General features: G+C 54.0%; 22 protein-coding genes, 1 other RNA gene and 1 pseudogene. 17 read left to right on the forward strand and 7 right to left on the reverse strand.

The features are described 5' to 3' along the window. Positions 1–93: 93 nt before the first annotated feature. Positions 94–1,326 (forward strand): phosphoglycerate dehydrogenase, encoded by a 1,233-nt coding sequence (gene serA / locus U0026_RS04185; protein ID WP_062772999.1) that lies wholly within the window; start codon positions 94–96, stop codon positions 1,324–1,326. Positions 1,327–1,687: 361 nt separating this feature from the next. On the opposite strand, the gene U0026_RS04190 is transcribed toward serA, so the two are convergent. The 3 genes from U0026_RS04190 to zapA all read right to left on the reverse strand — a co-directional run bounded on the left by U0026_RS04190 (position 1,688) and on the right by zapA (position 2,876). Further along, the gene (locus tag U0026_RS04190) at positions 1,688–2,302 is read right to left on the reverse strand and encodes a 5-formyltetrahydrofolate cyclo-ligase (protein ID WP_062773002.1); all 615 of its coding nucleotides are present in this window, start codon (positions 2,300–2,302) and stop codon (positions 1,688–1,690) included. 19 nt (positions 2,303–2,321) lie between these two features. Continuing rightward, a non-coding RNA gene (gene ssrS, locus U0026_RS04195) (6S RNA) lies at positions 2,322–2,505 on the reverse strand. Positions 2,506–2,546: 41 nt separating this feature from the next. Continuing rightward, complete coding sequence (zapA, locus tag U0026_RS04200; protein ID WP_062773005.1) at positions 2,547–2,876, reverse strand: cell division protein ZapA; 330 nt, start codon at positions 2,874–2,876, stop codon at positions 2,547–2,549. 158 nt (positions 2,877–3,034) lie between these two features. Here zapA and U0026_RS04205 point away from each other — a divergent pair, with 158 nt between their 5' ends. The 8 genes and pseudogenes from U0026_RS04205 to U0026_RS04240 all read left to right on the forward strand — a co-directional run bounded on the left by U0026_RS04205 (position 3,035) and on the right by U0026_RS04240 (position 13,087). Continuing rightward, positions 3,035–3,613, forward strand: a complete 579-nt coding sequence (locus tag U0026_RS04205) for a YecA/YgfB family protein (protein WP_126440977.1) — start codon at positions 3,035–3,037, stop codon at positions 3,611–3,613. A gap of 65 nt (positions 3,614–3,678) precedes the next feature. Next, on the forward strand, positions 3,679–4,995 hold the full coding sequence (gene pepP / locus U0026_RS04210) for a Xaa-Pro aminopeptidase (protein ID WP_062773010.1): 1,317 nt from the start codon (positions 3,679–3,681) through the stop codon (positions 4,993–4,995). Next, entirely contained in the window at positions 4,992–6,170 is a 1,179-nt protein-coding gene (gene ubiH / locus U0026_RS04215) for a 2-octaprenyl-6-methoxyphenyl hydroxylase (RefSeq protein WP_062773013.1), read from the forward strand. The genes pepP and ubiH overlap by 4 nt, the downstream gene beginning before the upstream one ends. An 18-nt stretch (positions 6,171–6,188) precedes the next feature. Continuing rightward, the gene (gene ubiI / locus U0026_RS04220; RefSeq protein ID WP_062773016.1) at positions 6,189–7,391 is read left to right on the forward strand and encodes an FAD-dependent 2-octaprenylphenol hydroxylase; all 1,203 of its coding nucleotides are present in this window, start codon (positions 6,189–6,191) and stop codon (positions 7,389–7,391) included. A gap of 392 nt (positions 7,392–7,783) precedes the next feature. Beyond that, complete coding sequence (gene gcvT, locus U0026_RS04225) at positions 7,784–8,878, forward strand: glycine cleavage system aminomethyltransferase GcvT (protein WP_062773019.1); 1,095 nt, start codon at positions 7,784–7,786, stop codon at positions 8,876–8,878. A gap of 26 nt (positions 8,879–8,904) precedes the next feature. Next, positions 8,905–9,294, forward strand: coding sequence for a glycine cleavage system protein GcvH (gcvH, locus tag U0026_RS04230; protein ID WP_062773022.1), 390 nt, complete (start codon positions 8,905–8,907; stop codon positions 9,292–9,294). A gap of 123 nt (positions 9,295–9,417) precedes the next feature. Then, entirely contained in the window at positions 9,418–12,291 is a 2,874-nt protein-coding gene (gene gcvP, locus U0026_RS04235) for an aminomethyl-transferring glycine dehydrogenase (protein WP_062773025.1), read from the forward strand. A gap of 60 nt (positions 12,292–12,351) precedes the next feature. Continuing rightward, positions 12,352–13,087, forward strand: a pseudogene (locus U0026_RS04240) (SDR family oxidoreductase). A 236-nt stretch (positions 13,088–13,323) separates the two neighbouring features. Here U0026_RS04240 and bglA read toward each other — a convergent pair. Together bglA and U0026_RS04250 are read right to left on the reverse strand one after the other, a co-directional pair. Then, the gene (gene bglA / locus U0026_RS04245) at positions 13,324–14,757 is read right to left on the reverse strand and encodes a 6-phospho-beta-glucosidase BglA (protein ID WP_062773028.1); all 1,434 of its coding nucleotides are present in this window, start codon (positions 14,755–14,757) and stop codon (positions 13,324–13,326) included. 120 nt (positions 14,758–14,877) lie between these two features. After that, positions 14,878–15,564, reverse strand: coding sequence for a MurR/RpiR family transcriptional regulator (locus tag U0026_RS04250; RefSeq protein ID WP_062773031.1), 687 nt, complete (start codon positions 15,562–15,564; stop codon positions 14,878–14,880). Positions 15,565–15,657: 93 nt separating this feature from the next. Here U0026_RS04250 and yqfB point away from each other — a divergent pair, with 93 nt between their 5' ends. Both yqfB and trhA read left to right on the forward strand, forming a co-directional pair. Beyond that, positions 15,658–15,972, forward strand: a complete 315-nt coding sequence (yqfB, locus tag U0026_RS04255) for a N(4)-acetylcytidine aminohydrolase (RefSeq protein WP_062773034.1) — start codon at positions 15,658–15,660, stop codon at positions 15,970–15,972. A 158-nt stretch (positions 15,973–16,130) separates the two neighbouring features. After that, a complete protein-coding gene (gene trhA, locus U0026_RS04260) occupies positions 16,131–16,793 on the forward strand; it encodes a PAQR family membrane homeostasis protein TrhA (protein ID WP_062773038.1) in 663 nt (220 codons plus the stop codon). 236 nt (positions 16,794–17,029) lie between these two features. Here trhA and ygfZ read toward each other — a convergent pair whose 3' ends face one another. Next, a complete protein-coding gene (gene ygfZ, locus U0026_RS04265; protein ID WP_062773041.1) occupies positions 17,030–18,013 on the reverse strand; it encodes a tRNA-modifying protein YgfZ in 984 nt (327 codons plus the stop codon). Positions 18,014–18,260: 247 nt separating this feature from the next. Between ygfZ and sdhE the strand changes: the two genes are divergently transcribed. Together sdhE and U0026_RS04275 are read left to right on the forward strand one after the other, a co-directional pair. Then, positions 18,261–18,527 (forward strand): FAD assembly factor SdhE, encoded by a 267-nt coding sequence (gene sdhE, locus U0026_RS04270; RefSeq protein ID WP_062773044.1) that lies wholly within the window; start codon positions 18,261–18,263, stop codon positions 18,525–18,527. Then, positions 18,508–18,924 (forward strand): protein YgfX, encoded by a 417-nt coding sequence (locus U0026_RS04275; RefSeq protein ID WP_062773047.1) that lies wholly within the window; start codon positions 18,508–18,510, stop codon positions 18,922–18,924. Before sdhE ends, U0026_RS04275 begins: the two co-directional genes overlap by 20 nt. Here the strand turns inward: U0026_RS04275 and fldB are convergent. Continuing rightward, positions 18,921–19,442 carry a flavodoxin FldB gene (fldB, locus tag U0026_RS04280; protein WP_062773050.1) on the reverse strand — a complete coding sequence of 174 codons (522 nt, stop codon included), beginning with the start codon at positions 19,440–19,442 and terminating at the stop codon, positions 18,921–18,923. The genes U0026_RS04275 and fldB overlap by 4 nt on opposite strands. 102 nt (positions 19,443–19,544) lie before the next feature. Between fldB and xerD the strand changes: the two genes are divergently transcribed. From xerD to prfB, 4 genes are all read left to right on the forward strand, one after another. After that, positions 19,545–20,441, forward strand: a complete 897-nt coding sequence (gene xerD / locus U0026_RS04285) for a site-specific tyrosine recombinase XerD (protein ID WP_062773053.1) — start codon at positions 19,545–19,547, stop codon at positions 20,439–20,441. A gap of 21 nt (positions 20,442–20,462) precedes the next feature. After that, complete coding sequence (dsbC, locus tag U0026_RS04290) at positions 20,463–21,176, forward strand: bifunctional protein-disulfide isomerase/oxidoreductase DsbC (RefSeq protein WP_062773056.1); 714 nt, start codon at positions 20,463–20,465, stop codon at positions 21,174–21,176. A 5-nt stretch (positions 21,177–21,181) separates the two neighbouring features. After that, the gene (recJ, locus tag U0026_RS04295; RefSeq protein WP_062773059.1) at positions 21,182–22,915 is read left to right on the forward strand and encodes a single-stranded-DNA-specific exonuclease RecJ; all 1,734 of its coding nucleotides are present in this window, start codon (positions 21,182–21,184) and stop codon (positions 22,913–22,915) included. Positions 22,916–23,004: 89 nt separating this feature from the next. Continuing rightward, a protein-coding gene (gene prfB / locus U0026_RS04300) for a peptide chain release factor 2 (protein WP_126440978.1) occupies positions 23,005–24,103 on the forward strand; the annotation gives its coding sequence in 2 pieces (ribosomal slippage) (positions 23,005–23,079 and positions 23,081–24,103; 1,098 coding nt in all). Positions 24,104–24,110 lie beyond the last annotated feature (7 nt).

Consider the following 24,110-nt stretch of genomic DNA (forward strand, 5'->3'; position numbering starts at 1 on the left):
ACGTTCATATTGCCGCATTATTTATTTTTGATATGTTGCTTAGATGAACTTTCGTTCAGCACAACACGAATAATACTAAGACAGGACGGGGAAATGGCTAAGGTATCACTAGAAAAAGACAAAATTAAGTTTCTGCTGGTTGAAGGCGTGCACCAGAAGGCGCTGGATAGCCTTCGCGCAGCAGGTTATACCAACATTGAATTTCACAAAGGTGCGCTGGATAGCGAGCAACTGAAGGAGTCGATTCGTGATGCTCATTTCATCGGCCTGCGATCTCGCACGCAGTTGACGGAAGAAATCCTGTCCGTGGCTGACAAGCTGGTAGCGGTTGGGTGCTTTTGTATCGGCACCAACCAGGTTGACCTGAAAGCGGCGGCTAAACGCGGCGTTCCGGTCTTTAACGCCCCGTTCTCTAACACGCGTTCCGTGGCTGAACTGGTGATTGGTGAGCTGCTACTACTGCTGCGCGGTATTCCTGAGGCTAATGCCAAAGCGCACCGTGGTGTGTGGAATAAACTGGCTGCAGGCTCTTTTGAAGCGCGTGGCAAAAAATTGGGTATCATTGGCTACGGTCATATCGGCACTCAGCTGGGTATCCTGGCAGAATCACTGGGCATGCACGTTTTCTTCTACGATATCGAAAACAAACTGCCGCTGGGGAATGCCACTCAGGTGCAGCATCTCTCCGATTTGCTGAATATGAGCGACGTGGTTAGCCTGCATGTGCCGGAAAACGCCTCCACTAAAAACATGATGGGTGCGGAAGAACTGGCACTGATGAAGCCGGGCGCGCTGCTGATTAACGCCTCGCGCGGCACGGTTGTTGATATCCCCGCGTTGTGCGCGGTGCTGGCAAGTAAGCACCTGGCAGGGGCTGCGGTAGACGTCTTCCCAACTGAACCCGCAACCAACAGCGAACCGTTTACCTCACCGCTGTGTGAATTCGATAACGTCATCCTGACGCCGCACATTGGCGGTTCTACTCAGGAAGCGCAGGAGAATATCGGTCTGGAAGTGGCCGGTAAGCTGGCGAAGTACTCTGACAATGGCTCAACGCTGTCTGCGGTGAACTTCCCTGAAGTGTCGTTGCCATTGCACGGCGGTCGTCGTCTGTTGCACATCCACGAAAACCGTCCAGGCGTAATGACCGCACTGAACCAGATTTTTGCCGAGCAGGGCGTCAACATTGCCGCACAGTATCTGCAAACCACGCCTGATATGGGATATGTGGTTATTGATATTGAAGCGGAAGAAGACGTGGCTGAGAAAGCACTGCTGAGTATGAAAGCCATCCCAGGCACCGTTCGCGCGCGTCTGCTGTACTAATTTGTTCTCTCACGGGCAGGCCGTTGGTCTGCCCGTACTCCTTTCTCCTCGCTGAATCCTCCTCTCCTATGCAACACATACATCATGTTTACGAGCCTCACCGCAAACGGTGATTAAAGGCTTGGGCACGCATTGTGTCGCGATAAAAGACACTTACGATAGGGGTTCAGCATGAGGCTGAAACGGAAAAGCCCCTACCGAAGCAGGGGCTCAAAAAGGAAAGGGACAATGATGAGACTCGTCATCATACTGCTGATTCTGTTGATTATCGCTTCGCCAGCATATTAACAGTAAGCACGCAGGAGGGAGGTTCGCCTCCCTCACCCTTTACCGAGGAATTTAGGTCAAAAAAACGGCGCTGTCAATCGGTAGAATTTGTCGACCACTGCCAGATTTTTGAGGGGGTCACGACGGCGGGAAGAGGGATATCCCACTCTTCCACCGGCAGCATTGTAACCTGCTGACAGTCATGGGCGTAGCCGACAGGTTGAATACCAAGTTGCTGCCAGTTTTGTAGCGTGCGGTCATAGAAACCACCGCCCATACCAAGCCGTTGCCCTTGTTCGTCAAAGGCAACCAGTGGGGTAATCAACACATCCAACTGGTTGAGCGGTAGCACGTCACGCACGTCGAGTTTCGGCTCGCTGATTTTAAGTCGATTGATAACCAGATGGCTGCGCGGATGGTAGTGTAAAAACAGCAGCTTACCGGGGCTGAAGGGATGCAATACCGGCAAATAAACACACTTGCCCGCCTGCCAAAGTTGTTCAATTAAGGGCTGGGTATCGAGTTCACCATCGAAGGATAAAAACAATGCGACGGTTTTCGCTGTTAGCATGGGAGGCCAGGCTATCATGCGGTCCGCGGCTTGTTGGCCGAAAAGGTGTTGTTGCTCAGACGTGAGCGCACGACGTCGTTGCCGGATTATCTGGCGAATGTCTTGCCGGGAAAAAGTGTGTTCAGGAAACTGTGTCATAAGACCGGTAGGTAGAAGGGGAATCTCCGAGATGCCGCCGCAGGCTGTAACCCTTGAACCCTTGGTTCAAGGTGAATGCGTCGTCACAGTTTTAAGGCTTCTCGGACGAACCGAGCATGCTCACCAACCGTGGAGCGCCACATTCTGTTGGTATGAAATATCGGCTCAGGGGACTGGCCCGCTTGCGAACATCTCAGAGAAATTTTGTCTTCACAGTCACTCTACCATAGTAGACTGCAAAGTGTTATTCAAACTTTGGCACTGACTTTTCGGATGTGCGACCCTGATCAAGTAACGCTTGTTCAATGGTCTGCTGCAACATCCGAATACGCTGTTCCATGCTTGATGCATAGTCACGCGTCTTCGCCTTTTCCTGAGTTAACTCATAGCTGATGTTCAACGCGGCGATGAAGACCAGCTGCTCAGTATTTGTGACTTTAGTGCGTTCTTTTAGATCTTGCAACCGCTGATTCAGATCGTCCGCAGCCTGATTCAAGGCATCCCTTTGTTCAGGCGGGCAATTCACTCGCAGTGAACGGCCAAAAATATGGATATCGACGGGTTCTGCAGACATGCCACCTTCCTGCTGATTGACTGCGCGACCTTCACTCTCAGGGCGTGAAGGGGCGACACTATAGCTACCCTGGTACGAACATACAAGCCCTTTTCTGGTATCCCCAGGGTCCAAAGTGGTAGCATATCATGAAATCCCTCCAACGATGACGAATGCGCATGTCTATAAAGAACGAAATGCCGGGTTATACCCTGGTAAACCAGCAATTGAACCAACAAGGTGTGGGTCTCACGCCTGCTGAAATGCACGGTCTGCTGAGCGGACTGCTGTGCGGCGGCAACAAAGACAGTTCCTGGCAGCCGCTGGTTCACGACCTGACTAACGAAGGTCTGGCCTTTGGTCAAGAACTGGCTCAGTCGCTACGTGCCATGCATGCGGCGACCAGTGATGCGCTCGAAGATGACGGCTTCCTTTTTCAGCTTTATCTGCCTGAAGGCGATGAAGTGAGCGTATTTGAGCGCGCTGACGCACTCTCCGGCTGGGTAAACCACTTCCTGTTGGGTCTGGGCATGGTGCAGCCGAAGCTGGATAAAGTGAAAGATGAAACCGGCGAAGCCATTGACGATCTTCGTAATATTGCGCAACTTGGCTATGACGAAGATGAAGATCAGGAAGAGCTGGAGATGTCGCTGGAAGAGATTATTGAATACGTTCGCGTTGCAGCGCTGCTGTGCCACGATACCTTCACGCATCCGCAGCCGACAGCACCTGAAGTTCAAAAACCAACATTACACTAAGCCTGGATGCTCTGTTGATTGCGTATTCACGCTAACGGAGCGCTAAGGGATTGAAAGGAGATGTCATGACACAGCAAGCGTTTCTCCGCCGTCGCCAGGAACTGCTGGCACAGATGAAGCCAGGTAGCGCGGCGCTTATTTTTGCCGCGCCAGAAGTTACGCGCAGCGCGGATTCCGAGTATCCCTATCGCCAGAACAGCGATTTCTGGTACTTCACGGGCTTTAATGAGCCGGAAGCCTTGCTGGTGTTGATTAAAAGCAATGACACCCACAACCATAGCGTTCTCTTTAACCGTGTTCGCGATCTGACCGCTGAAATCTGGTTCGGCCGTCGTCTGGGCCAGGATGCTGCGCCAGAAAAACTGGGCGTTGATCGTGCGTTGGCATTTAGCGAAATCAATCAACAGCTGTACCAACTGCTGAACGGCCTGGACGTCATTTATCATGCGCAGGGTGAATACGCGTGGGCCGATGAAATTGTTTTCACCGCGCTGGATAAATTGCGTAAAGGTTCGCGTCAGAACCTGACCGCGCCAGATTCGATAATCGATTGGCGTCCGATGGTGCATGAAATGCGCCTGTTCAAAGACAGCGGAGAGATTGAAATTCTGCGCCGAGCGGGTGAAATTAGCGCGCTGGCTCATACCCGCGCGATGGAAAAATGCCGCCCAGGTATGTTCGAATATCAGCTGGAAGGAGAGATTCTGCATGAATTTACCCGCCACGGCGCCCGCTATCCGTCCTACAACACCATTGTGGGCGGCGGCGAAAACGGCTGCATTCTGCACTACACCGAAAACGAATCTGAACTGCGTGATGGCGATCTGGTACTGATCGACGCGGGCTGTGAATATCAAGGTTACGCCGGTGATATCACCCGTACCTTCCCGGTTAACGGCAAATTTACCCCAGCTCAGCGCGCTATCTATGACATCGTGCTCGCGTCGTTGCACAAATCACTGGAGCTGTATCGTCCCGGCACCTCGATTCAGGATGTGACCACGGAAGTCGTGCGTATCATGATTACCGGTCTGCACGGCTTGGGGATTCTCAAGGGGGATATTGATCAGTTGATTGCTGACAATGCCCACCGTCCATTCTTTATGCATGGCCTAAGCCACTGGCTGGGGCTGGATGTCCATGACGTTGGCACCTACGGTGTGGAACGCTCTCGCGTACTCGAACCTGGCATGGTACTGACCGTTGAACCTGGCTTGTATATCGCGCCGGATGCGGATGTTCCGGCAGAATATCGCGGCATCGGCATTCGTATTGAAGACGATATCCTGATTACCGAAGACGGCAATGAAAACCTCACTGCCAGCGTTGTCAAAAATGCCGACGATATTGAAGCCTTGATGGCAGCGGCACGTCAGCTATGAGCCTGATTATTGTCGGCGGTGGGATGACCGGCGCGACGCTTGCGCTAGCAGTGTCGCAGCTGACGGCGGGGCGTCTGCCGGTGCATGTGATTGAGGCGGCGGATATTGATGCCGCCCAGCACCCGGGCTTTGATGCGCGGGCGATTGCGCTGGCTGCGGGCACCTGTCAGCAACTGGCAAAAATTGACCTTTGGCAAGCCATTGCTGACTGCGCAACCGCCATCACCACTGTTCATGTAAGCGATCGCGGACACGCCGGCTTTGTCACCCTGGATGCAGCCGACTACCGTCTGGCCGCATTAGGCAATGTGGTGGAGTTGCATGATGTCGGTCAACGGCTGTTCGGTCTGCTGCGTAAGGCGCGCGGCGTCACGCTGCATTGTCCATCTCGGGTCACGCAGGTGGAGCGGCAAACCGACGGGGTGAGCGTCACGCTGGATGATGGTACGACGCTGCACGGTAAACTGCTGGTGGCTGCTGACGGTTCGCGCTCAACGCTGGGTGAGCAGTGTGGTATTCACTGGCAGCAAGAGCCGTATAATCAGGTGGCGGTGATTGCTAACGTCATCACCGCGATGCCTCATCAGGGACGTGCGTTTGAGCGCTTCACCGAATACGGGCCACTGGCGATGTTGCCGATGTCGCATAATCGCTGCTCGTTGGTGTGGTGCCATCCGCTGGAGCGTCATGACGAAGTATTAAGCTGGTCAGATGCCCGTTTTTGCCACGAACTCCAGCAGGCGTTTGGCTGGCGATTAGGTCGTATCACCCAGGCCGGTGCCCGCAATGCCTATCCGTTGTCGTTGACGACCGCTACGCGTACCGTGTCACACCGGCTGGCGCTGGTGGGCAACGCAGCGCAGACGCTGCATCCGATCGCCGGGCAAGGATTCAACTTAGGTCTGCGCGACGTCATGACGCTCGCAGAAATGCTGGCGCAGGCGCATGCCGACAATCACGATATCGGCGACTACCCGCTGTTATGCCACTATCAACGCCAGCGGGCAGAGGATAAATCCGCCACGATTGGCGTTACGGATGGCCTGGTGCATCTATTTGCTAACCGCTGGGCGCCGCTGGTTGCCGGACGTAATGCGGGGCTGATGGCAATGGAATTATTTACCCCTGCACGCGATGTGCTGGCCCAGCGGACGCTGGGCTGGGTCGCTCGTTAAGAGCTTTAAGGAGTTAATGTGCAAAGTGTTGATGTTGCCATCGTAGGCGGTGGAATGGTCGGGCTGGCGGTAGCCTGCGGTTTACAGGGCAGCGGTTTACGGGTTGCGGTACTGGAACAATCGCAGCCGCAGCAACTTGCCGCCGATGCGTCGCCTGCGCTGCGAGTATCCGCCATTAATGCGGGTAGCGAAAAGCTGCTGTCAAAGCTGGATGTCTGGTCGGCAATTATCGCTCAGCGTGCCAGCTGTTACCACGGCATGGAAGTGTGGGATAAAGACAGCTTTGGTCGCATCGCGTTTGACGATCGCAGTATGGGTTACAGCCATCTTGGTCATATCGTCGAGAATGCGGTTATTCATCAGGCGCTATGGCAAAAGGCCGAGCGTTGCGCCGACGTTACATTAATGGCACCGGCAGAATTACAGCAGGTCGTGTGGGGAGAGAACGAAGCCTTTCTGACCCTGAAGGATGGCAACATGCTAACGGCTCGGCTGGTGGTCGGCGCCGACGGTGCGAACTCCTGGCTGCGTAACAAAGCCGATATTCCGTTGACCTTCTGGGATTACCGCCATCATGCGCTGGTTGCAACCGTGCGCACAGATGAGCCGCATGAAGCCGTTGCGCGCCAGTGTTTCCACGGCGAAGGTATTTTGGCCTTCCTGCCGCTGTCCGATCCTCATTTATGCTCTATTGTCTGGTCGCTGTCTCCACAGGAAGCCGAGCGGATGCAACAGGCCGATGAGGTCGAGTTTAATCAAGCGCTGAATATTGCCTTTGATAACCGCCTGGGGCTTTGCAAGGTGGAGAGTGAGCGGCAGATCTACCCGCTCACCGGGCGCTATGCTCGCCAGTTTGCTGCGCATCGTCTGGCGCTAGTGGGCGACGCGGCGCACACCATCCACCCGCTTGCCGGGCAGGGCGTGAATCTGGGCTTTATGGATGCTGCGGAACTGATCAATGAGTTAAAGCGCCTGCATGCGCAGGGCAAAGACATTGGTCAACATTTCTATCTTCGTCGTTATGAGCGTAGCCGCAAGCACAGCGCGGCGGTCATGCTGGCCGGAATGCAGGGCTTCCGCGAGCTGTTCGCGGGTGAAAACCCGGCGAAGAAGCTGTTCCGTGATATTGGCCTGAAACTGGCCGATACGTTACCTGGCGTGAAACCTCAGTTGATCCGTCAGGCGATGGGCCTGAATGACCTGCCTGAGTGGCTTCGTTAAGTCGCTCACACTTTTACTCCCGGTGATTCCACCGGGAGTCGCCCCCTCATTTGAAAAAATCTAATTTCACGCCTTTTTTCGCATTAGATTTCTTAATCCATCCATTTATTTGTTACGGAAAACGCGCCTTATTTTCCGCATGAAATATTATCTTGTGCTAAATATCTCGCCAATGTTGTTAATAATATGTGGCGTATTTCGCTTTTTTGCAGTTGATAGTTCTGTATGATTTTTCGCAGCTTTGGGTCATAAGCTAATGTGATGCCCCTTTTTTCTTGATGGTTAACGACGGTGTTCAGTGGTAACTTCAGGGAAAAGATAACGTTTGCGTCGGTGCCTCACTGAGGTGTCGGCGTTGGGTTTTGTGGTGCGATTTACAAAACGAGGACATGATGGCTCAACAAACGCCTTTGTATGATCAGCACGTGTTGTGTGGCGCGCGCATGGTAGATTTCCACGGCTGGATGATGCCGCTGCATTATGGTTCGCAGATTGATGAGCACCACGCGGTGCGTACCGACGCCGGGATGTTCGATGTGTCGCATATGACCATCGTTGACCTCCACGGTCCGCGGACCAGAGAATTCCTGCTCTACCTGCTGGCGAACGACGTTGCTAAGCTGACCAAACCGGGTAAAGCGCTTTATAGCGGCATGCTAAATGCCTCGGGTGGCGTGATTGACGACCTGATAGTCTATTACCTCACCGAAGATTATTTCCGCCTCGTTGTTAACTCTGCCACCCGCGAAAAAGACCTCTCCTGGATTACCCAACACGCCGAACCTTATGCCATCGACATCACCGTCCGTGATGATCTGTCGCTTATCGCAGTACAGGGACCGAACGCGCAGGCGAAAGCCAACAGTCTGTTTACCGATGAGCAGCGTCAGGCCGTTGACGGCATGAAACCCTTCTTTGGCGTGCAGGCGGGTGACTTCTTTGTCGCAACCACCGGTTACACCGGTGAGGCGGGCTATGAAATTGCGCTGCCGAAAGAGCAGGCCGCTGATTTCTGGCAGAAGCTGGTACAGGCTGGAGTGAAGCCTTGTGGCCTGGGCGCACGCGATACGCTGCGTCTGGAAGCGGGCATGAATCTGTACGGTCAGGAAATGGACGAAGGTGTCTCTCCGCTGGCCGCCAATATGGGCTGGACTGTCGCCTGGGAACCGGCTGACCGTGATTTTATTGGTCGTGACGTGCTGGAGCAGGAGCGCGAGAAAGGGACTGAGCAACTGGTTGGCCTGGTGATGACTGAAAAAGGCGTCCTGCGCGGCGAACTGCCGGTACGCTTTACCGATGCCAATGGCAACGCCTGTGAAGGGGTGATCACCAGCGGTACCTTCTCCCCAACCTTAGGCCACAGCATTGCGCTGGCCCGCGTCCCGGCAGGGATTGGCGAAACGGCGATTGTGCAAATCCGTAACCGCGAAATGCCGGTGAAAGTGACCAAACCTATTTTTGTACGTAACGGCAAAGCCGTCGCGTAACCGATTCTTATTCTGGAGATTTTTTGATGAGCAACGTACCAGCAGAACTGAAATACAGCAAAGAACACGAATGGCTGCGTAAAGAAGCTGACGGCAGCTACACCGTAGGTATCACCGAGCACGCGCAGGAATTACTCGGTGACATGGTCTTTGTTGACCTGCCTGAAGTGGGCGCAACTGTCAGCGCGGGTGATGACTGTGCGGTAGCGGAATCTGTCAAAGCGGCCTCCGATATTTACGCGCCAATCAGCGGTGAAATTGTCGCCGTCAACGAAGAACTGGGTGACTCACCGGAGTTGGTGAACAGCGAACCGTATGAAGGTGGCTGGATCTTCAAAATCAAAGCCAGCGACGAATCTCAGGTTGCGGCACTGCTCGATGCAACTGCCTATGAAGCCTTACTCGAAAACGAGTAACGGTTTTCTCCCTCTCTCTTTGGGAGAGGGCCGGGGTGAGGGGATCTTTTCGCCTTCACCTCAAACCTCTCCCAAAGGAAGAGGAAATCTTAAAATCACCGCACGTTTCAGGAACCATCGCTCATGACACAGACTTTAAGCCAGCTTGAAAACCGTGGCGCGTTTATTGAACGTCACATCGGGCCGGATGCCCAACAGCAGCAAGAGATGCTCAAAACCGTCGGCGCGGATTCATTAAACGCACTGATTGGGCAGATCGTGCCGAAAGATATCCAGCTCGCTACGCCGCCGCAGGTAGGCGACGCCACCACAGAATTCGCCGCGCTGGCGGAGCTGAAGGCGATTGCCGGTCGCAACAAGCGCTTTAAGTCATATATTGGCATGGGCTACACCCCGGTGCAGCTGCCGCCGGTTATCCAGCGTAATATGCTGGAAAACCCAGGTTGGTACACGGCGTACACCCCGTACCAGCCGGAAGTCTCACAAGGGCGCCTGGAATCGCTGCTCAACTTCCAGCAGGTGACGTTGGATTTGACCGGTCTGGACATGGCGTCAGCCTCCTTACTGGACGAAGCGACCGCTGCCGCTGAAGCGATGGCGATGGCTAAACGCGTTAGCAAACTGAAAAATGCCAACCGCTTCTTTGTTGCCGCTGATGTACATCCGCAAACGCTGGACGTGGTCCGCACCCGCGCAGAAACCTTCGGTTTTGACGTTATTGTGGATGACGCTGACAAAGCGCTGGAGCATCAGGATGTCTTCGGCGTGCTGTTACAGCAGGTAGGAACGACAGGTGAAGTTCACGACTACAGCAAGCTGATTGCTGAGCTGAAATCTCGCAAAGTGGTGGTGAGCGTCGCCGCTGATTTTATGGCGCTGGTGCTGTTAACCGCACCGGGCAAACAGGGCGCGGACATTGTCTTCGGCTCTGCTCAACGCTTCGGCGTACCGATGGGCTACGGTGGCCCACATGCGGCGTTCTTTGCTGCCATTGATGAATTCAAACGCGCGATACCGGGCCGTATTATCGGCGTATCGAAAGATGCGGCGGGCAATACCGCGCTGCGCATGGCGATGCAGACTCGCGAGCAGCATATCCGCCGTGAGAAAGCTAACTCCAACATCTGTACCTCGCAGGTACTGCTGGCTAATATTGCCAGCCTGTATGCGGTGTATCACGGTCCGGTTGGCTTACAACGTATCGCCAATCGCATCCACCGCCTGACCGATATTCTAGCAGCCGGTCTGCAACAGAAAGGTCAGAAGCTGCGTTTTGCACACTACTTTGACACCCTGTGTGTCGAAGTGGCAGACAAAGCCGCCGTGCTGGCGCGCGCGCAAGCCGCTGAGATCAACCTGCGTAGCGACATCCTCAACGCCGTGGGGATCACCCTGAACGAAACCACCACTCGCGAAGATGTGGTGGGCCTATTTAACGTGATTCTGGGTGAAAACCACGGTCTGGATGTCGACACGCTGGACAAAGACGTGGCGCTCGATAGCCGCTCGATCCCACAGGCCATGCTGCGTGATGATGCCATCCTCAGCCACCCGGTCTTTAATCGCTATCACAGCGAAACCGAGATGATGCGTTATATGCACTCTCTGGAGCGTAAAGATCTGGCGCTGAATCAGGCGATGATCCCACTGGGATCGTGCACCATGAAGCTCAATGCTGCCGCTGAAATGATCCCGATTACCTGGCCTGAATTTGCGGAACTGCACCCGTTCTGCCCGGTCGACCAGGCGGAAGGTTACCATCAGATGATCGGTCAACTGTCCGACTGGCTGGTGAAATTAACCGGTTACGACGCGCTGTGTATGCAGCCGAACTCCGGTGCACAGGGCGAATATGCGGGCCTGCTGGCGATTCGTCACTACCATGAAAGCCGCAACGATGGCCATCGTGATATTTGCCTTATCCCAAGCTCAGCACATGGCACCAACCCAGCTTCCGCGCAAATGGCGGGGATGCAGGTGGTGGTGGTGGCTTGTGATAAAAACGGTAATATCGATCTGGCCGATCTTCGCGCGAAAGCGGAGCAGCACGCGGCGAACCTGTCTTGCATTATGGTGACCTATCCGTCTACCCACGGCGTGTATGAAGAGACGATCCGTGAAGTGTGCGAAATCGTGCACCAGTTCGGCGGCCAGGTTTACCTTGATGGCGCGAACATGAACGCGCAGGTGGGCATTACTTCGCCGGGCTTTATTGGCGCGGACGTGTCGCACCTTAACCTGCACAAAACCTTCTGCATCCCGCACGGCGGCGGCGGCCCAGGTATGGGGCCTATCGGCGTGAAAGCGCATTTGGCACCGTTTGTTCCGGGCCACAGCGTGGTTCACATTGAAGGAATGCTGACCCGTCAGGGCGCGGTCTCCGCAGCACCGTTCGGCAGTGCCTCTATTCTGCCAATCAGCTGGATGTATATCCGCATGATGGGCGCAGAAGGCTTAAAACAGGCAAGCCAGCTGGCGATTCTGAATGCCAACTACATTGCCACTCGCCTGAAAGACGCTTATCCGGTGCTGTATACCGGTCGTGACGGTCACGTGGCGCATGAATGTATTCTCGATATTCGTCCGCTGAAAGAAGAGACCGGCATCAGCGAGCTGGATATTGCTAAGCGCCTGATTGACTACGGCTTCCACGCACCGACCATGTCCTTCCCAGTGGCGGGTACGCTGATGGTTGAGCCGACTGAATCGGAAGGCAAAGCTGAACTGGACCGCTTTATTGAGGCGATGCTGGCGATCCGTGCTGAAATCGACCGTGTGAAAGCGGGTGAGTGGACGCTTGAGGATAACCCGCTGGTCAACTCACCGCATACTCAGAATGAGCTGGTGGCTGAATGGAACCACGGTTACACCCGTGAAGTCGCTGTCTTCCCGGCTGGCATGACGAACAAATACTGGCCGACGGTGAAACGTCTCGACGATGTTTACGGTGACCGTAATCTGTTCTGTTCTTGCGTACCGATGAGCGAATACCAGTAATCAATTGATTACACTATCCTTTAAAGGCGCTTCGGCGCCTTTATTTTTTGGGAGAAGCGGATGGCACTGGCATTAGTTACCGGCGCAAGCCGGGGGATTGGTCGAGCGACGGCGATACTGCTGGCGCGGGAAGGGTATACGGTGGCGGTGAACTATCACCAGAATGTCCAGGCAGCGGATGAGGTGGTTAACCTTATCAAGGCGTCGGGTGGTAAGGCATTTACTGTGCAGGCCGATGTGGGTGATGAAGCGCAGGTTGAAGCGATGTTTGCCCGGTTAGATCAGCAACAGGAACCGCTGACTGCGCTGGTGAATAACGCCGGCATCCTGTTTACGCAAAGCCGCGTGGAAGCACTCAGCGCCGAGCGCATCAATCGGGTGCTAAAAACCAACGTCACCGGCTATTTTCTTTGCTGCCGCGAGGCGGTAAAGCGTATGACGCTGCCACTCGGTGGGGCGATTGTGAATGTGTCTTCGGCAGCCGCGCGGCTTGGCGCACCGTTTGAGTATGTCGATTATGCGGCTTCAAAAGGGGCGGTGGATACGCTGACCACTGGGCTGGCGCTTGAGGTGGCGGCGCAGGGGATTCGCGTGAACGCTGTGCGTCCGGGGGCTTATTTATACCGAGATGCATGCCTCTGGTGGCGAGCCAGGACGGGTGGATCGCGTGAAGTCGATGCTGCCGATGCAGCGTGGCGGTCAGCCGGAAGAAGTGGCGCAGGCAATTGTCTGGCTGTTGAGCGAGAAGGCGTCTTATGTGACGGGGAGTTTTCTTGAGCTTGCGGGTGGGAAGTAGTGCGAGATTGCCCCCTCACCCTAACCCTCTCCCCATAGGGGAGAGGGGACCGATCGAGCATGTGGCACTACCGCTTTTCTCCCTCGCCCCTTTGGGGATAGGGGGCCGATCGAGCATGAGGCACAACCGCTTTTCTCCCTCGCCCCTTTAGGGAGAGGGTACCGATCGAGCATGTGGCGCGGCCGATTTTCCCCCTCGCCCCTTTGGGGAGAGGGCCGGGGTGAGGGGAGGCGAACTTACAGACTCTCGCCGTTGCTAGCAATCACCTCTTTGTACCAGTTAAAACTCTTCTTACGTGAACGCGACATATCACCCGTACCATCGTCATGCTTGTTCACATAGATAAAGCCATAGCGCTTGCTGTACTGCCCGGTAGTGAACGACACACAGTCGATGCAGCCCCACGGCGTGTAACCCATCAGGTCAACACCATCATAAGTGACCGCCTTCATCATCTCTTCCACGTGCGCACGCAAATAGTCGATACGGTAGTCATCATTGATGCTGCCATCGTCTTCTACTTTATCGTAGGCACCAAAACCGTTTTCGACGATAAACAGCGGCTTTTGATAGCGCTCGTACAGTTCGCACAGAGAGTAACGCAGGCCAACCGGGTCAATCTGCCACCCCCAGTCGGAAGCCTTCACATGCGGGTTCGGTACGCTGCCTTCGAAGCCGGAAATTGCATCGCCGCTGCCGCCTTCGGCCTTCACGGCGTTGGTCATGTAGTAGCTAAGCCCCAGATAAGCGCAGGTGCCTTCACGCAGGATCTCTTCATCGCCCGCTTCCATTTTGATATTGAAGCCACGACGTTCCCACTCATTCAGCACATAGCGCGGGTAGTAGCCACGCATTTGCACGTCGGTAAAGACATAACGCTCACGCATCGACTCTTGGGCAAACATCACGTCTTCCGGCTTACAGGAATACGGATAGAGTGCAACCATCGCCAGCATGCAGCCGACCTGCATCTCTGGATTGATACGACGCGCGGCCTTCACCGCCAGGGCGCTGGCGACGAATTGGTGGTGCAGCACCTGATACATGGTCTCTTCTGGGTTCTCATGCTCGGTGTAAACTACGCCGGAGCAGCAGTAACCAAACAGCGGTGCGCGCCAGTTACGCTGGTTATTGATTTCGTTGAAGGTCATCCAGTATTTGACCTTGTGCTTATAACGCTCGAAAACGACTTCAGCGAAGCGCACAAAGAAATCGACCACTTTGCGGTTGGTCCAGGCACCGTACTGTTGCACCAGATGCAGCGGCATTTCGAAATGGGAGAGGGTGATAACCGGCTCGATGTTGTATTTCAGCAGTTCATCGAACATGTCGTCGTAGAACTTCAGCCCTTCTTCATTTGGCTGGGTTTCATCGCCGTTCGGGAAGATGCGGGTCCAGGCAATCGAGGTGCGGAAGCATTTGAAGCCCATCTCGGCAAACAGCTTGATGTCTTCTTTGTAGTGGCCGTGGAAGTCGATGGCCTCATGGTTCGGATAGTATTTACCCGGCACCACTTCTTGTGTAATTTCGCGGGGAACGCCGTGAGCGCCACCGGTTAGCACATCACAGATGCTGGGGCCTTTGCCGCCTTTATTCCAGCCGCCTTCAACCTGGTGCGCGGCAACTGCGCCACCCCATAAAAAATCTTTCGGTAAGGTCAGTTTTTTCATCTTTGCTATGCTCATTTATTGGGCTTAATAAATCTGAGTCTAACAAAGAGATAATAAATGTCACGATATAACAAATTCCGCCAAAGGGAATATGTTACATCCATAAAACACCCTGTTTTTTTATGCTAATTTCTTCGCCAGCTTACGCCCGAGTGATTCCAGAATATAGATAACCGGGATCTGCGTCGTAATATCATAGACACCGCCGATACGCGTTTGCGGAGCATGCCAGGAGAGGTTGAAGTCGGCGAGCTTCGCCAGGCGTGAGTGTTCGTGGCTGGTGATGGACATGACCTTACAGCGGTGCAGGCTGAACTGCCCGGCAAAGCGTAGGATCTCTTCCGTTTCACCAGAAACAGAAAGCACGATTGCCAGCGCGTTTTTAGCCATGTCATTAGTGACCGGGAAATAAGGATCATCAATATGGTTGCTGAATTTTCCAATATTAGAAAAGAAACGCGCCCCATATTTTGCCAGCGATCCTGAGGTTCCAGCACCAACAAAGATAATACGTTCTGAGGACAGTATTATATCGACCGCTTCATCGAGCAAAGTATCAAATTCATCATTATTGACGCTTTTGAAAAAACTAATAATTTCACCAGCACCGAAATTCGCCTGCTGCGGTTCATCCTGTTCCAGGTATAATTTGAAACGTACACGAAATTCCGAGTAGCCTTCGCAGTTGAGCTTGCGGCAAAACCGCATCACCGTGGTGGTGGACACGCCTGCGGCATCAGCCAGTTCGCGGATGGTCATGTACATCACTGTGTCACGATTTTTGATGACATAGTGATAAACCATCATCTCAAGATTATTGAGGCTGGCAATAGTGGCGTGGGAGAATAAGCTCACGGTGGCGATACTCGTAAAATTAAATGACCTATAGGGAATGATACCATGCAGCCAAACGACATTACTTTTTTTCAGCGTTTTCAGGACGACATTCTGGCTGGCCGCAAAACGATTACCCTGCGTGATGCGGCGGAGTCTCATTTTAAGGTGGGCGATATTCTGCGAGTTGGGCGTTACGAAGATAACGGCTACTTTTGTACCATCGCCGTGCAGGCGACCTCTACCGTGACGATGGATACACTGACACAACGGCATGCCGAGCAGGAGAATATGACGCTTCCCGAGCTAAAACAGGTGATCGCGGATATCTATCCTGGCGAGAATACCTTTTATGTCATTGAATTTAAGTGTGTTGAGTGAAATGGTGTACACGTGTTAGTTGAATGAATTTTTTATCTTATTGATTAGTCTGATTTTGCAAATAATCACGACTTTATTTTAGCTTACATGTGTTCACTGGAATTATTCTCAGTTACGCTAGGGTGATTGTACGATTTGTCGTTCGCCCGGAGCGCGTAATGGATAAGAAACCACTCATTAAGCATGGATATTCTCTGGCAGAGGAAATTGCCAACAGCATTAGTCACGGTGTCGGTTTTGTGTTGGGTATCGTTGGGCTAGTGTTACTGCTGGTACAGGCGCTCGACGCCAATGCCAGCGCAACGGCTATCACCAGCTACAGCCTGTACGGTGGCAGCATGATTCTGCTGTTTTTGGCCTCGACGCTGTACCACGCCATTCCTTCCCAGCGTGCAAAAGTATGGCTGAAAAAATTCGACCACTGTGCGATTTACCTGCTGATTGCCGGAACCTACACGCCATTTTTGCTGGTGGGGCTGGACTCGCCGCTGGCGCGTGGGCTGATGATTGTTATCTGGGGTCTGGCGTTGCTGGGGATCTTGTTTAAGCTGACGATTGCGCATCGTTTTAAAATTTTGTCGCTGGTGACCTATTTGACCATGGGCTGGCTGTCGCTGATTGTGGTGTATCAGCTGGCGGTCAAGCTGTCGCCAGGCGGTGTGACGCTGCTGGCGCTGGGTGGAATTGTTTATTCGCTGGGCGTGATTTTTTATGTCTGCAAGCGAATACCTTACAACCATGCTATCTGGCACGGCTTCGTGTTAGGCGGCAGCGCTTGTCATTTTCTGGCGATTTATTTGTATGTGGGGCAGGTAACGTAGTTTCTGTGCCCCCGGCGGCGCTGCGCTTGGCCGGGCTACCAACTTAATCGTTATGTGACCTCGTGGTTAATCGCGGGGTCGACGTAAACGCCTCGCCCGGGCTTGTATGATGACTCCATCAGAAAGAACCGGCCAGTTCTCTCTGATGGCAGGTCGGATGCCGTGCCCGGGCTTAGGCTTTACCGATAAATGTAGCCCGGCCAAGCGCAGCGCCGCCGGGGAAGCGGCGTACGGTGCTACTCTTCGTCTAACGAATACGGCAGCGGCTTAATGCTCAATGTATTGGCATCGTCGCGCACACGGAACACGCTATCGGCTTCCATATCGTTATTCATGACTACCTGCACCAATAACTGACCATCATCCAGTTGAACTGCTGCCAACACGGTACCGGTACGACGCCAGTTGTCACCCATCTTCAGTTCAAGGTCTTCCCCGGCTTCCGGTACACGCACGGAGTTGCCTGCTAGCGTCCACAGCGCACGTTTGTTGGCACCACGGAATTTAGCGCGGGCAACCATCTCCTGACCGGTGTAGCAGCCTTTCTTAAAGCTGATACCGCCCAGTGCCTGAAGGTTCGTGGCCTGTGGAATAAACTGCGCGCTGTTGGCTTCGTCAATCACCGGCAGACCGGCTTCAATATCTAATGCCAACCACTGTTGGCTATTGTTGAGCTGTGCTTCGCCACGGAGAGCTTCGGTTACGCGCTCAGCGGTGGCGGCATCGGTAACCAGCAGAAAACGTTCGTCCGGATGAGCAAACCACAGCAGTGAGGTTTCACCTTCCTGTACGTTGGGTTTATCCGTGTTTGGTAGCTCAGCAAAAAGATTTGCCAGCGCGGCGCGCGCCTGGAAACCAGCCACACCCAGCAGCACCAGGTCGTCGTTGGCGGCAATGGTCACCTTCGAGAACACGGCATATTTTTTCAATTGCGTTAGCTGCGCTTCGCGCACGCTACGACGCTCAATAAAGGCAAAACCGTCCTGACGGCGGAACAGACGCAGGTTACTCCACATTTTGCCCTTGGCATCGCAATGAGCAACCAGCAGATGCTGGTGTTCGTCCATCTGCGCGACGTCAGCAGTAACCTGGCCCTGCAGGTACTTTTCACCGTCAGCGCCGCTGAGGGTTGCCAGCGCCCAATCATCAAGCGTCATTAACGTCAGCGGTAAACGTGCACAGGCACAAGGCTTACGTGGAGGAAAAGGAGTAAAAGGCATATGGGTGTCCTGAATTGAGTAACGAACGCGCTTATTGACTCATGGTAAAAGAGATACCCGCCATTGCAAGCGGTTTCGACGGTCGTTTTGTGCCGTAGTCGCGTTCTGCGAGAAGCCACGAAAGATAATGAATCCCTTTCATTTATCATGGTTTTTTTTGGAATATGACGCGCGTAACGTGAGATTCCAGTAAAGTAACTGCAAAAAACACGTTAAACTAATGACAACGTAATGCTGGAAGGAAATTATGGACATCAATAATAAAGCCCGTATCCACTGGGCATGCCGCCGAGGTATGCGTGAGCTCGACATCTCCATCATGCCGTTTTTTGAGCATGAGTACGACACGCTGAGTGATGAAGACAAAACGGTCTTTATCCGTCTGCTGGAATGTGATGACCCGGACCTGTTTAACTGGCTGATGAACCACGGTAAACCGGCTAATGCCGACTTCCAGCGTATGGTACAACTTATTCAAACACGGAATCGGGAACGTGGTCCTGTGGCAATCTGATTTACGCGTCTCCTGGCGCTCACAGTGGCTCTCTTTATTACTCCACGGTCTGGTGGCGGCTTTTGTGCTGCTGATGCCGTGGCCGTTGAGCTACACCCCGCTTTGGCTGCTGTTGCTGTCACTGGTGGTATTTGACTGCGTGCGCAGCCAACGGCGTATTCATTCGCACCAGGGGGAAATTAAACTGCTAATGGATTCCCGGCTGCGCTGGCGTAACCAGGAGTGGGATATTCTGGGCACGCCGTGGATGCTGAGCTCAGGCATGATGTTACGGATTCGCCGCTGTGACGGTGGCCGACGCCAGCATCTGTGGTTAGCGGCAGACAGTATGAATGCTCAGGAATGGCGCGACCTGCGGCGGATATTATTGCAGCAACCCGCGCCAGGTCAGCATTAAGAGAACTGCTCGGCCATTTCGCCGAGAATTTGTTCGCACCAGTTCTGGATGCGCTCGTCGCTCAGATCGTATTGATTTGTTTCATCCAGCGCGAGACCGACAAACAGCTGCCCATCAGCAATAACCGGTTTCGGGCTGGTGAACTCATACCCTTCGGTTGGCCAATAGCCGACAAATTTCACCCCTTTCGTCGCGAGCTTATCGTGCAGCATGCCCAGCGCGTCGAGGAACCATTCGCCATAACCGAGCTGGTCACCCATCCCGTATAGCGCAACGATCTTGCCATCCAGATTCAGCGTATCTAATTGTTCCCAGACCGCTTCCCAATCTTCCTGTATTTCACCAAAATCCCAGGTCGGGATCCCCAGGATGAACACGTCGTATTGCTCCATTAACGCTGGGGAATCATCTTTTAAATTGTGCAATGTGACCAGTTCCGGCCCAATGATGTCGCGGATTTTCTCTGCTGCCATCTCGGTATAGCAGGTGCTGGAACCATAAAAAAGGCCGATATTCATGACGTACAGCTCTCGATTCTTACGATGACGATGCCAGTAGTGTACCAGAAAGGCATCTGAATCAGGCATAATGGCGCTGATTAAACACGCACAGGAGCCGATGTGGACAAGGATCTTGCACGAATCGAGCAGTTTCTCGATGCGCTGTGGCTGGAGCGAAATCTGGCGGAAAACACCCTGAGTGCATATCGCCGTGATCTCACGATGGTGGTTGAATGGCTGGCGCATCGCGGCCTGACGCTCGAGAATGCCCAGAGCGATGATTTGCAAAACTTACTCGCCGAACGCCAGCAGGGCGGCTACAAAGCCACCAGTACTGCACGGCTGCTCAGCGCCATGCGTCGTTTCTTTCAGCACCTGTACCGTGAAAAAATTCGCACAGACGATCCTAGCGCGCTGCTGGCATCGCCTAAACTACCTCAACGGTTGCCGAAAGACCTCAGTGAAGCGCAGGTCGATCGTTTGCTAAAGGCGCCGGTTGTCGACCAACCGCTCGAGCTGCGTGATAAAGCGATGCTTGAAGTGTTGTATGCTACCGGTTTGCGTGTTTCGGAACTCGTAGGTCTGACGATGAGCGATATCAGCCTGCGTCAGGGCGTGGTGCGGGTTATCGGTAAAGGGAATAAAGAGCGGCTGGTACCTCTGGGGGAAGAGGCCGTATATTGGGTTGAAAACTGGCTGGAGCACGGTCGCCCGTGGATGTTGAACGGCGTCGCCATCGATGTTTTGTTCCCAAGTCAGCGCGCCCAGCAAATGACCCGTCAGACCTTCTGGCATCGCATTAAGCACTATGCCCAACTGGCTGGGATTGATAGCGAAAAGCTGTCGCCGCACGTTTTACGTCACGCCTTTGCGACGCATCTGCTAAACCACGGCGCCGATCTGCGCGTGGTGCAAATGCTGTTAGGGCATAGCGATTTATCGACCACCCAAATTTATACGCATGTCGCCACCGAGCGGCTGCGACAACTTCATCAACAGCACCACCCGCGTGCATGATGCTGATTTAAAGGATAATTTATGAAACAAAGTTTAATGATGTTCACCCTGCTGGCCGCGGCTTTTTCTGGCCTTGCGCATGCTGACGATGCTGCAATTAAACAGTCGCTGGCAAAATTGGGCGTGCAGAGCACCGATATTCAATCTGCACCCGTTGCGGGCATGAAAACCGTGCTGACCAACAGCGGGGTGCTGTACGTGACTGAAGATGGCAAGCACATCATTCAGGGGCCAATGTATGACGTCAGCGGCGCACAGCCGGTGAACGTGACCAATGGTTTGCTGATGACGCATCTCAAGGCTCTGGACAAAGAGATGATCGTCTACAAAGCAGCGCAGGAAAAACACGTCATCACCGTCTTTACCGATATCACCTGCGGTTACTGTCATAAGCTGCATGAAGAAATGAAAGACTACAACGCGCTGGGGATTACCGTGCGTTATCTGGCTTTCCCACGCCAGGGCATTCAAAGCCAGGCCGAGCAGGACATGAAATCTATCTGGTGCGCCAAAGATCGCAACAAAGCGTTTGATGACGCGATGGCAGGTAAAGGCGTACAGGCTGCAAGCTGTAATATTGATATTGCCAACCACTACGCGCTGGGCGTGCAGTTTGGTATCAACGGTACGCCGGCCATCGTGCTCAATGACGGTTATGTGGTTCCGGGTTATCAGGGGCCAAAAGAGATGAAAGCCTTCCTCGACGAACATCAAAAACAGACCAGCGGTAAATAATTCGCGTGAAACATCAGACTCAACTTCGCCGCCGTGAGGTGGATGATTCAATTGCGCTCCCGGAAGAGCTTTCGCCGTTGCTGCGCCGTCTGTATGCCAGCCGTGGCGTGAAATCGGCGGGCGATCTGGAGCGTGGCCTGAAAGGGATGCTGCACTGGCGTAGCCTGACGGGTGTCGAAAAAGCCGTTGAAATGCTGCACGACGCATTCGAGAAAAATCTGCGCATCATGGTGGTCGGGGATTTTGATGCCGACGGTGCGACCAGTACCGCGTTAAGCGTCCTGTCGCTGCGTGCGATGGGCTGCCAAAGCGTGGAATATCTGGTGCCTAACCGTTTTGAAGACGGCTATGGCTTAAGCCCGGAAGTGGTCGATCAGGCGCATGCTCGCGGCGCACAGATGATCATGACCGTGGACAACGGAATCTCATCCCATGAAGGGGTCGATCACGCGCATGCGTTGGGGATCCGCGTGTTGGTCACCGATCATCACTTGCCGGGCGAAAAGTTGCCCAATGCCGATGCGATGGTGAACCCCAACCTCGTCGACTGCCCGTTCCCGTCGAAATCGTTGGCGGGTGTTGGGGTGGCGTTTTATCTGATGCTGGTGCTGTGTAGCCACCTTAAAGAAAAAGGCTGGTTTGAACGCCGCGGCATTGCCGTGCCGAAGATCGTCGAGTTTCTCGATCTGGTGGCGTTGGGGACGGTGGCCGATGTCGTGCCGCTGGATGCCAACAACCGCATTCTGACCTGGCAGGGGTTAAGCCGCATTCGTGCAGGTGTTTGCCGTCCGGGCATTAAGGCGCTGCTGGAAATCGCGAACCGTGACGCAGCAAAGCTGGTGGCAAGCGATCTCGGCTTTGCGCTGGGCCCGCGCCTGAACGCTGCCGGTCGTCTGGATGATATGTCGGTCGGTGTAGCGCTGTTACTATCTGATAACCTCGGTGAAGCCCGTATGCTCGCCAACGAGCTGGATGCTCTAAACCAGACCCGCAAAGAGATTGAGCAGGGGATGCAGGCGGAAGCGTTGACCCTGTGCGAGCAGCTAGAACGCGGTCGCGCTGAGTTGCCCGGCGGCCTGGCAATGTATCACCCTGAGTGGCATCAGGGCGTGGTGGGGATTCTGGCCTCGCGCATTAAAGAGCGTTTCCATCGCCCCGTGATTGCCTTTGCACCGGCGGGTAACGGCCAGTTGAAAGGTTCGGGCCGTTCGATTCAGGGGCTGCACATGCGTGATGCGCTGGAGCGTCTGGACACGCTGCACCCTGGCCTGATGCTAAAGTTTGGTGGTCATGCGATGGCGGCGGGGCTCTCTTTGGAAGAAGAACGTTTCGAAGAGTTCCAGCGCCACTTTGGTGAGTTGGTGACGGAATGGTTAGATCCGGCGCTGCTGCAAGGGGAAATCCTCTCAGACGGCGAGCTGAGTCAGCAGGAGATGACGCTTGAGATGGCGCAGATGCTGCGTGAAGCCGGGCCGTGGGGGCAGATGTTCCCGGAACCTCTGTTTGACGGGCGTTTTCGTTTGCTGCAACAGCGGCTGGTGGGCGAACGTCACCTGAAAGTGATGGTGGAACCGGTGGGCGGCGGGCCGCTGCTGGACGGAATTGCATTTAACGTCGATACCGCCATCTGGCCAGATAATGGCGTACGTGAAGTGACGCTGGCTTACCGGCTGGACATCAACGAATATCGTGGCAACCGTACCTTACAGCTTATCATCGATCATCTCTGGCCGATTTAGCATCGCTTTAACTGTAATTAAGAGCGGGAATCCGCTAAGATTCCGCTCTTATAACCGCATTTTTCTCGTCCATTAAAAGAAAATAGACCATGTTTGAAATAAACCCGGTAAATAATCGCATTCAGGACCTTACGGATCGCTCTGACGTTCTTAGGGGGTACCTTTGACTATGATGCTAAGAAAGAGCGTCTGGAAGAAGTAAACGCCGAGCTGGAACAGCCGGATGTCTGGAACGAACCCGAACGCGCTCAGGCGCTGGGCAAAGAGCGTTCCTCCCTTGAAGCCATCGTCGAGACGCTCGACCAGATGACGCAAGGTCTTGAGGATGTATCTGGCCTGCTGGAACTGGCTGTAGAAGCCGACGACGAAGAAACCTTCAACGAAGCCGTGGCTGAGTTGGATACGCTGGAAGATAAACTGGCGCAGCTGGAATTCCGTCGTATGTTCTCTGGTGAATATGACAGCGCGGATTGTTACATCGATATCCAGGCCGGTTCTGGCGGTACTGAAGCGCAGGACTGGGCAAGCATGCTGGAACGTATGTATCTGCGTTGGGCGGAAGCGCGCGGCTTTAAAACCGAAATTATCGAAGAGTCCGAAGGTGACGTGGCCGGGATTAAATCCGTGACCATCAAAATCTCCGGCGATTATGCGTACGGCTGGCTGCGTACTGAAACCGGCGTTCACCGCCTGGTTCGTAAGAGCCCGTTTGACTCCGGCGGCCGTCGTCATACCTCATTTAGCTCCGCATTCGTGTACCCGGAAGTTGATGATGATATTGATATCGATATCAACCCGGCAGATCTGCGCATCGACGTATACCGTGCCTCCGGCGCGGGCGGTCAGCACGTTAACCGTACAGAATCAGCGGTACGTATTACTCACATCCCAACCGGGCTTGTGACGCAGTGCCAGAACGACCGTTCACAGCACAAGAACAAAGACCAGGCCATGAAGCAGATGAAAGCCAAGCTTTATGAACTGGAAATGCAGAAGAAGAATGCAGAAAAACAGGCGATGGAAGACACCAAGTCTGATATCGGCTGGGGCAGCCAGATTCGTTCATATGTTCTGGACGATTCCCGCATTAAAGACCTGCGCACCGGGGTTGAAACCCGTAACACGCAGGCGGTACTGGACGGAAGTCTGGATCAATTTATCGAAGCAAGTCTGAAAGCAGGGTTATGAGGAACCA

Source organism: Kluyvera intermedia (assembly GCF_034424175.1).
GTDB classification, from domain to species: Bacteria; Pseudomonadota; Gammaproteobacteria; order Enterobacterales; family Enterobacteriaceae; genus Kluyvera; species Kluyvera intermedia.

Coding starts and splice junctions, on each gene's coding strand:
- gcvH (WP_062773022.1), top strand. CDS start 8,905: ATGAGCAACGTACCAGCAGAACTGAAATACAGCAAAGAACACGAATGG.
- sdhE (WP_062773044.1), top strand. CDS start 18,261: ATGGACATCAATAATAAAGCCCGTATCCACTGGGCATGCCGCCGAGGT.
- gcvP (WP_062773025.1), top strand. CDS start 9,418: ATGACACAGACTTTAAGCCAGCTTGAAAACCGTGGCGCGTTTATTGAA.
- U0026_RS04190 (WP_062773002.1), bottom strand. CDS start 2,302: ATGACACAGTTTCCTGAACACACTTTTTCCCGGCAAGACATTCGCCAG.
- bglA (WP_062773028.1), bottom strand. CDS start 14,757: ATGAAAAAACTGACCTTACCGAAAGATTTTTTATGGGGTGGCGCAGTT.
- yqfB (WP_062773034.1), top strand. CDS start 15,658: ATGCAGCCAAACGACATTACTTTTTTTCAGCGTTTTCAGGACGACATT.
- U0026_RS04205 (WP_126440977.1), top strand. CDS start 3,035: ATGTCTATAAAGAACGAAATGCCGGGTTATACCCTGGTAAACCAGCAA.
- dsbC (WP_062773056.1), top strand. CDS start 20,463: ATGAAACAAAGTTTAATGATGTTCACCCTGCTGGCCGCGGCTTTTTCT.
- pepP (WP_062773010.1), top strand. CDS start 3,679: ATGACACAGCAAGCGTTTCTCCGCCGTCGCCAGGAACTGCTGGCACAG.
- U0026_RS04250 (WP_062773031.1), bottom strand. CDS start 15,564: ATGATGGTTTATCACTATGTCATCAAAAATCGTGACACAGTGATGTAC.
- zapA (WP_062773005.1), bottom strand. CDS start 2,876: ATGTCTGCAGAACCCGTCGATATCCATATTTTTGGCCGTTCACTGCGA.
- serA (WP_062772999.1), top strand. CDS start 94: ATGGCTAAGGTATCACTAGAAAAAGACAAAATTAAGTTTCTGCTGGTT.
- fldB (WP_062773050.1), bottom strand. CDS start 19,442: ATGAATATCGGCCTTTTTTATGGTTCCAGCACCTGCTATACCGAGATG.
- trhA (WP_062773038.1), top strand. CDS start 16,131: ATGGATAAGAAACCACTCATTAAGCATGGATATTCTCTGGCAGAGGAA.
- ygfZ (WP_062773041.1), bottom strand. CDS start 18,013: ATGCCTTTTACTCCTTTTCCTCCACGTAAGCCTTGTGCCTGTGCACGT.
- ubiH (WP_062773013.1), top strand. CDS start 4,992: ATGAGCCTGATTATTGTCGGCGGTGGGATGACCGGCGCGACGCTTGCG.
- gcvT (WP_062773019.1), top strand. CDS start 7,784: ATGGCTCAACAAACGCCTTTGTATGATCAGCACGTGTTGTGTGGCGCG.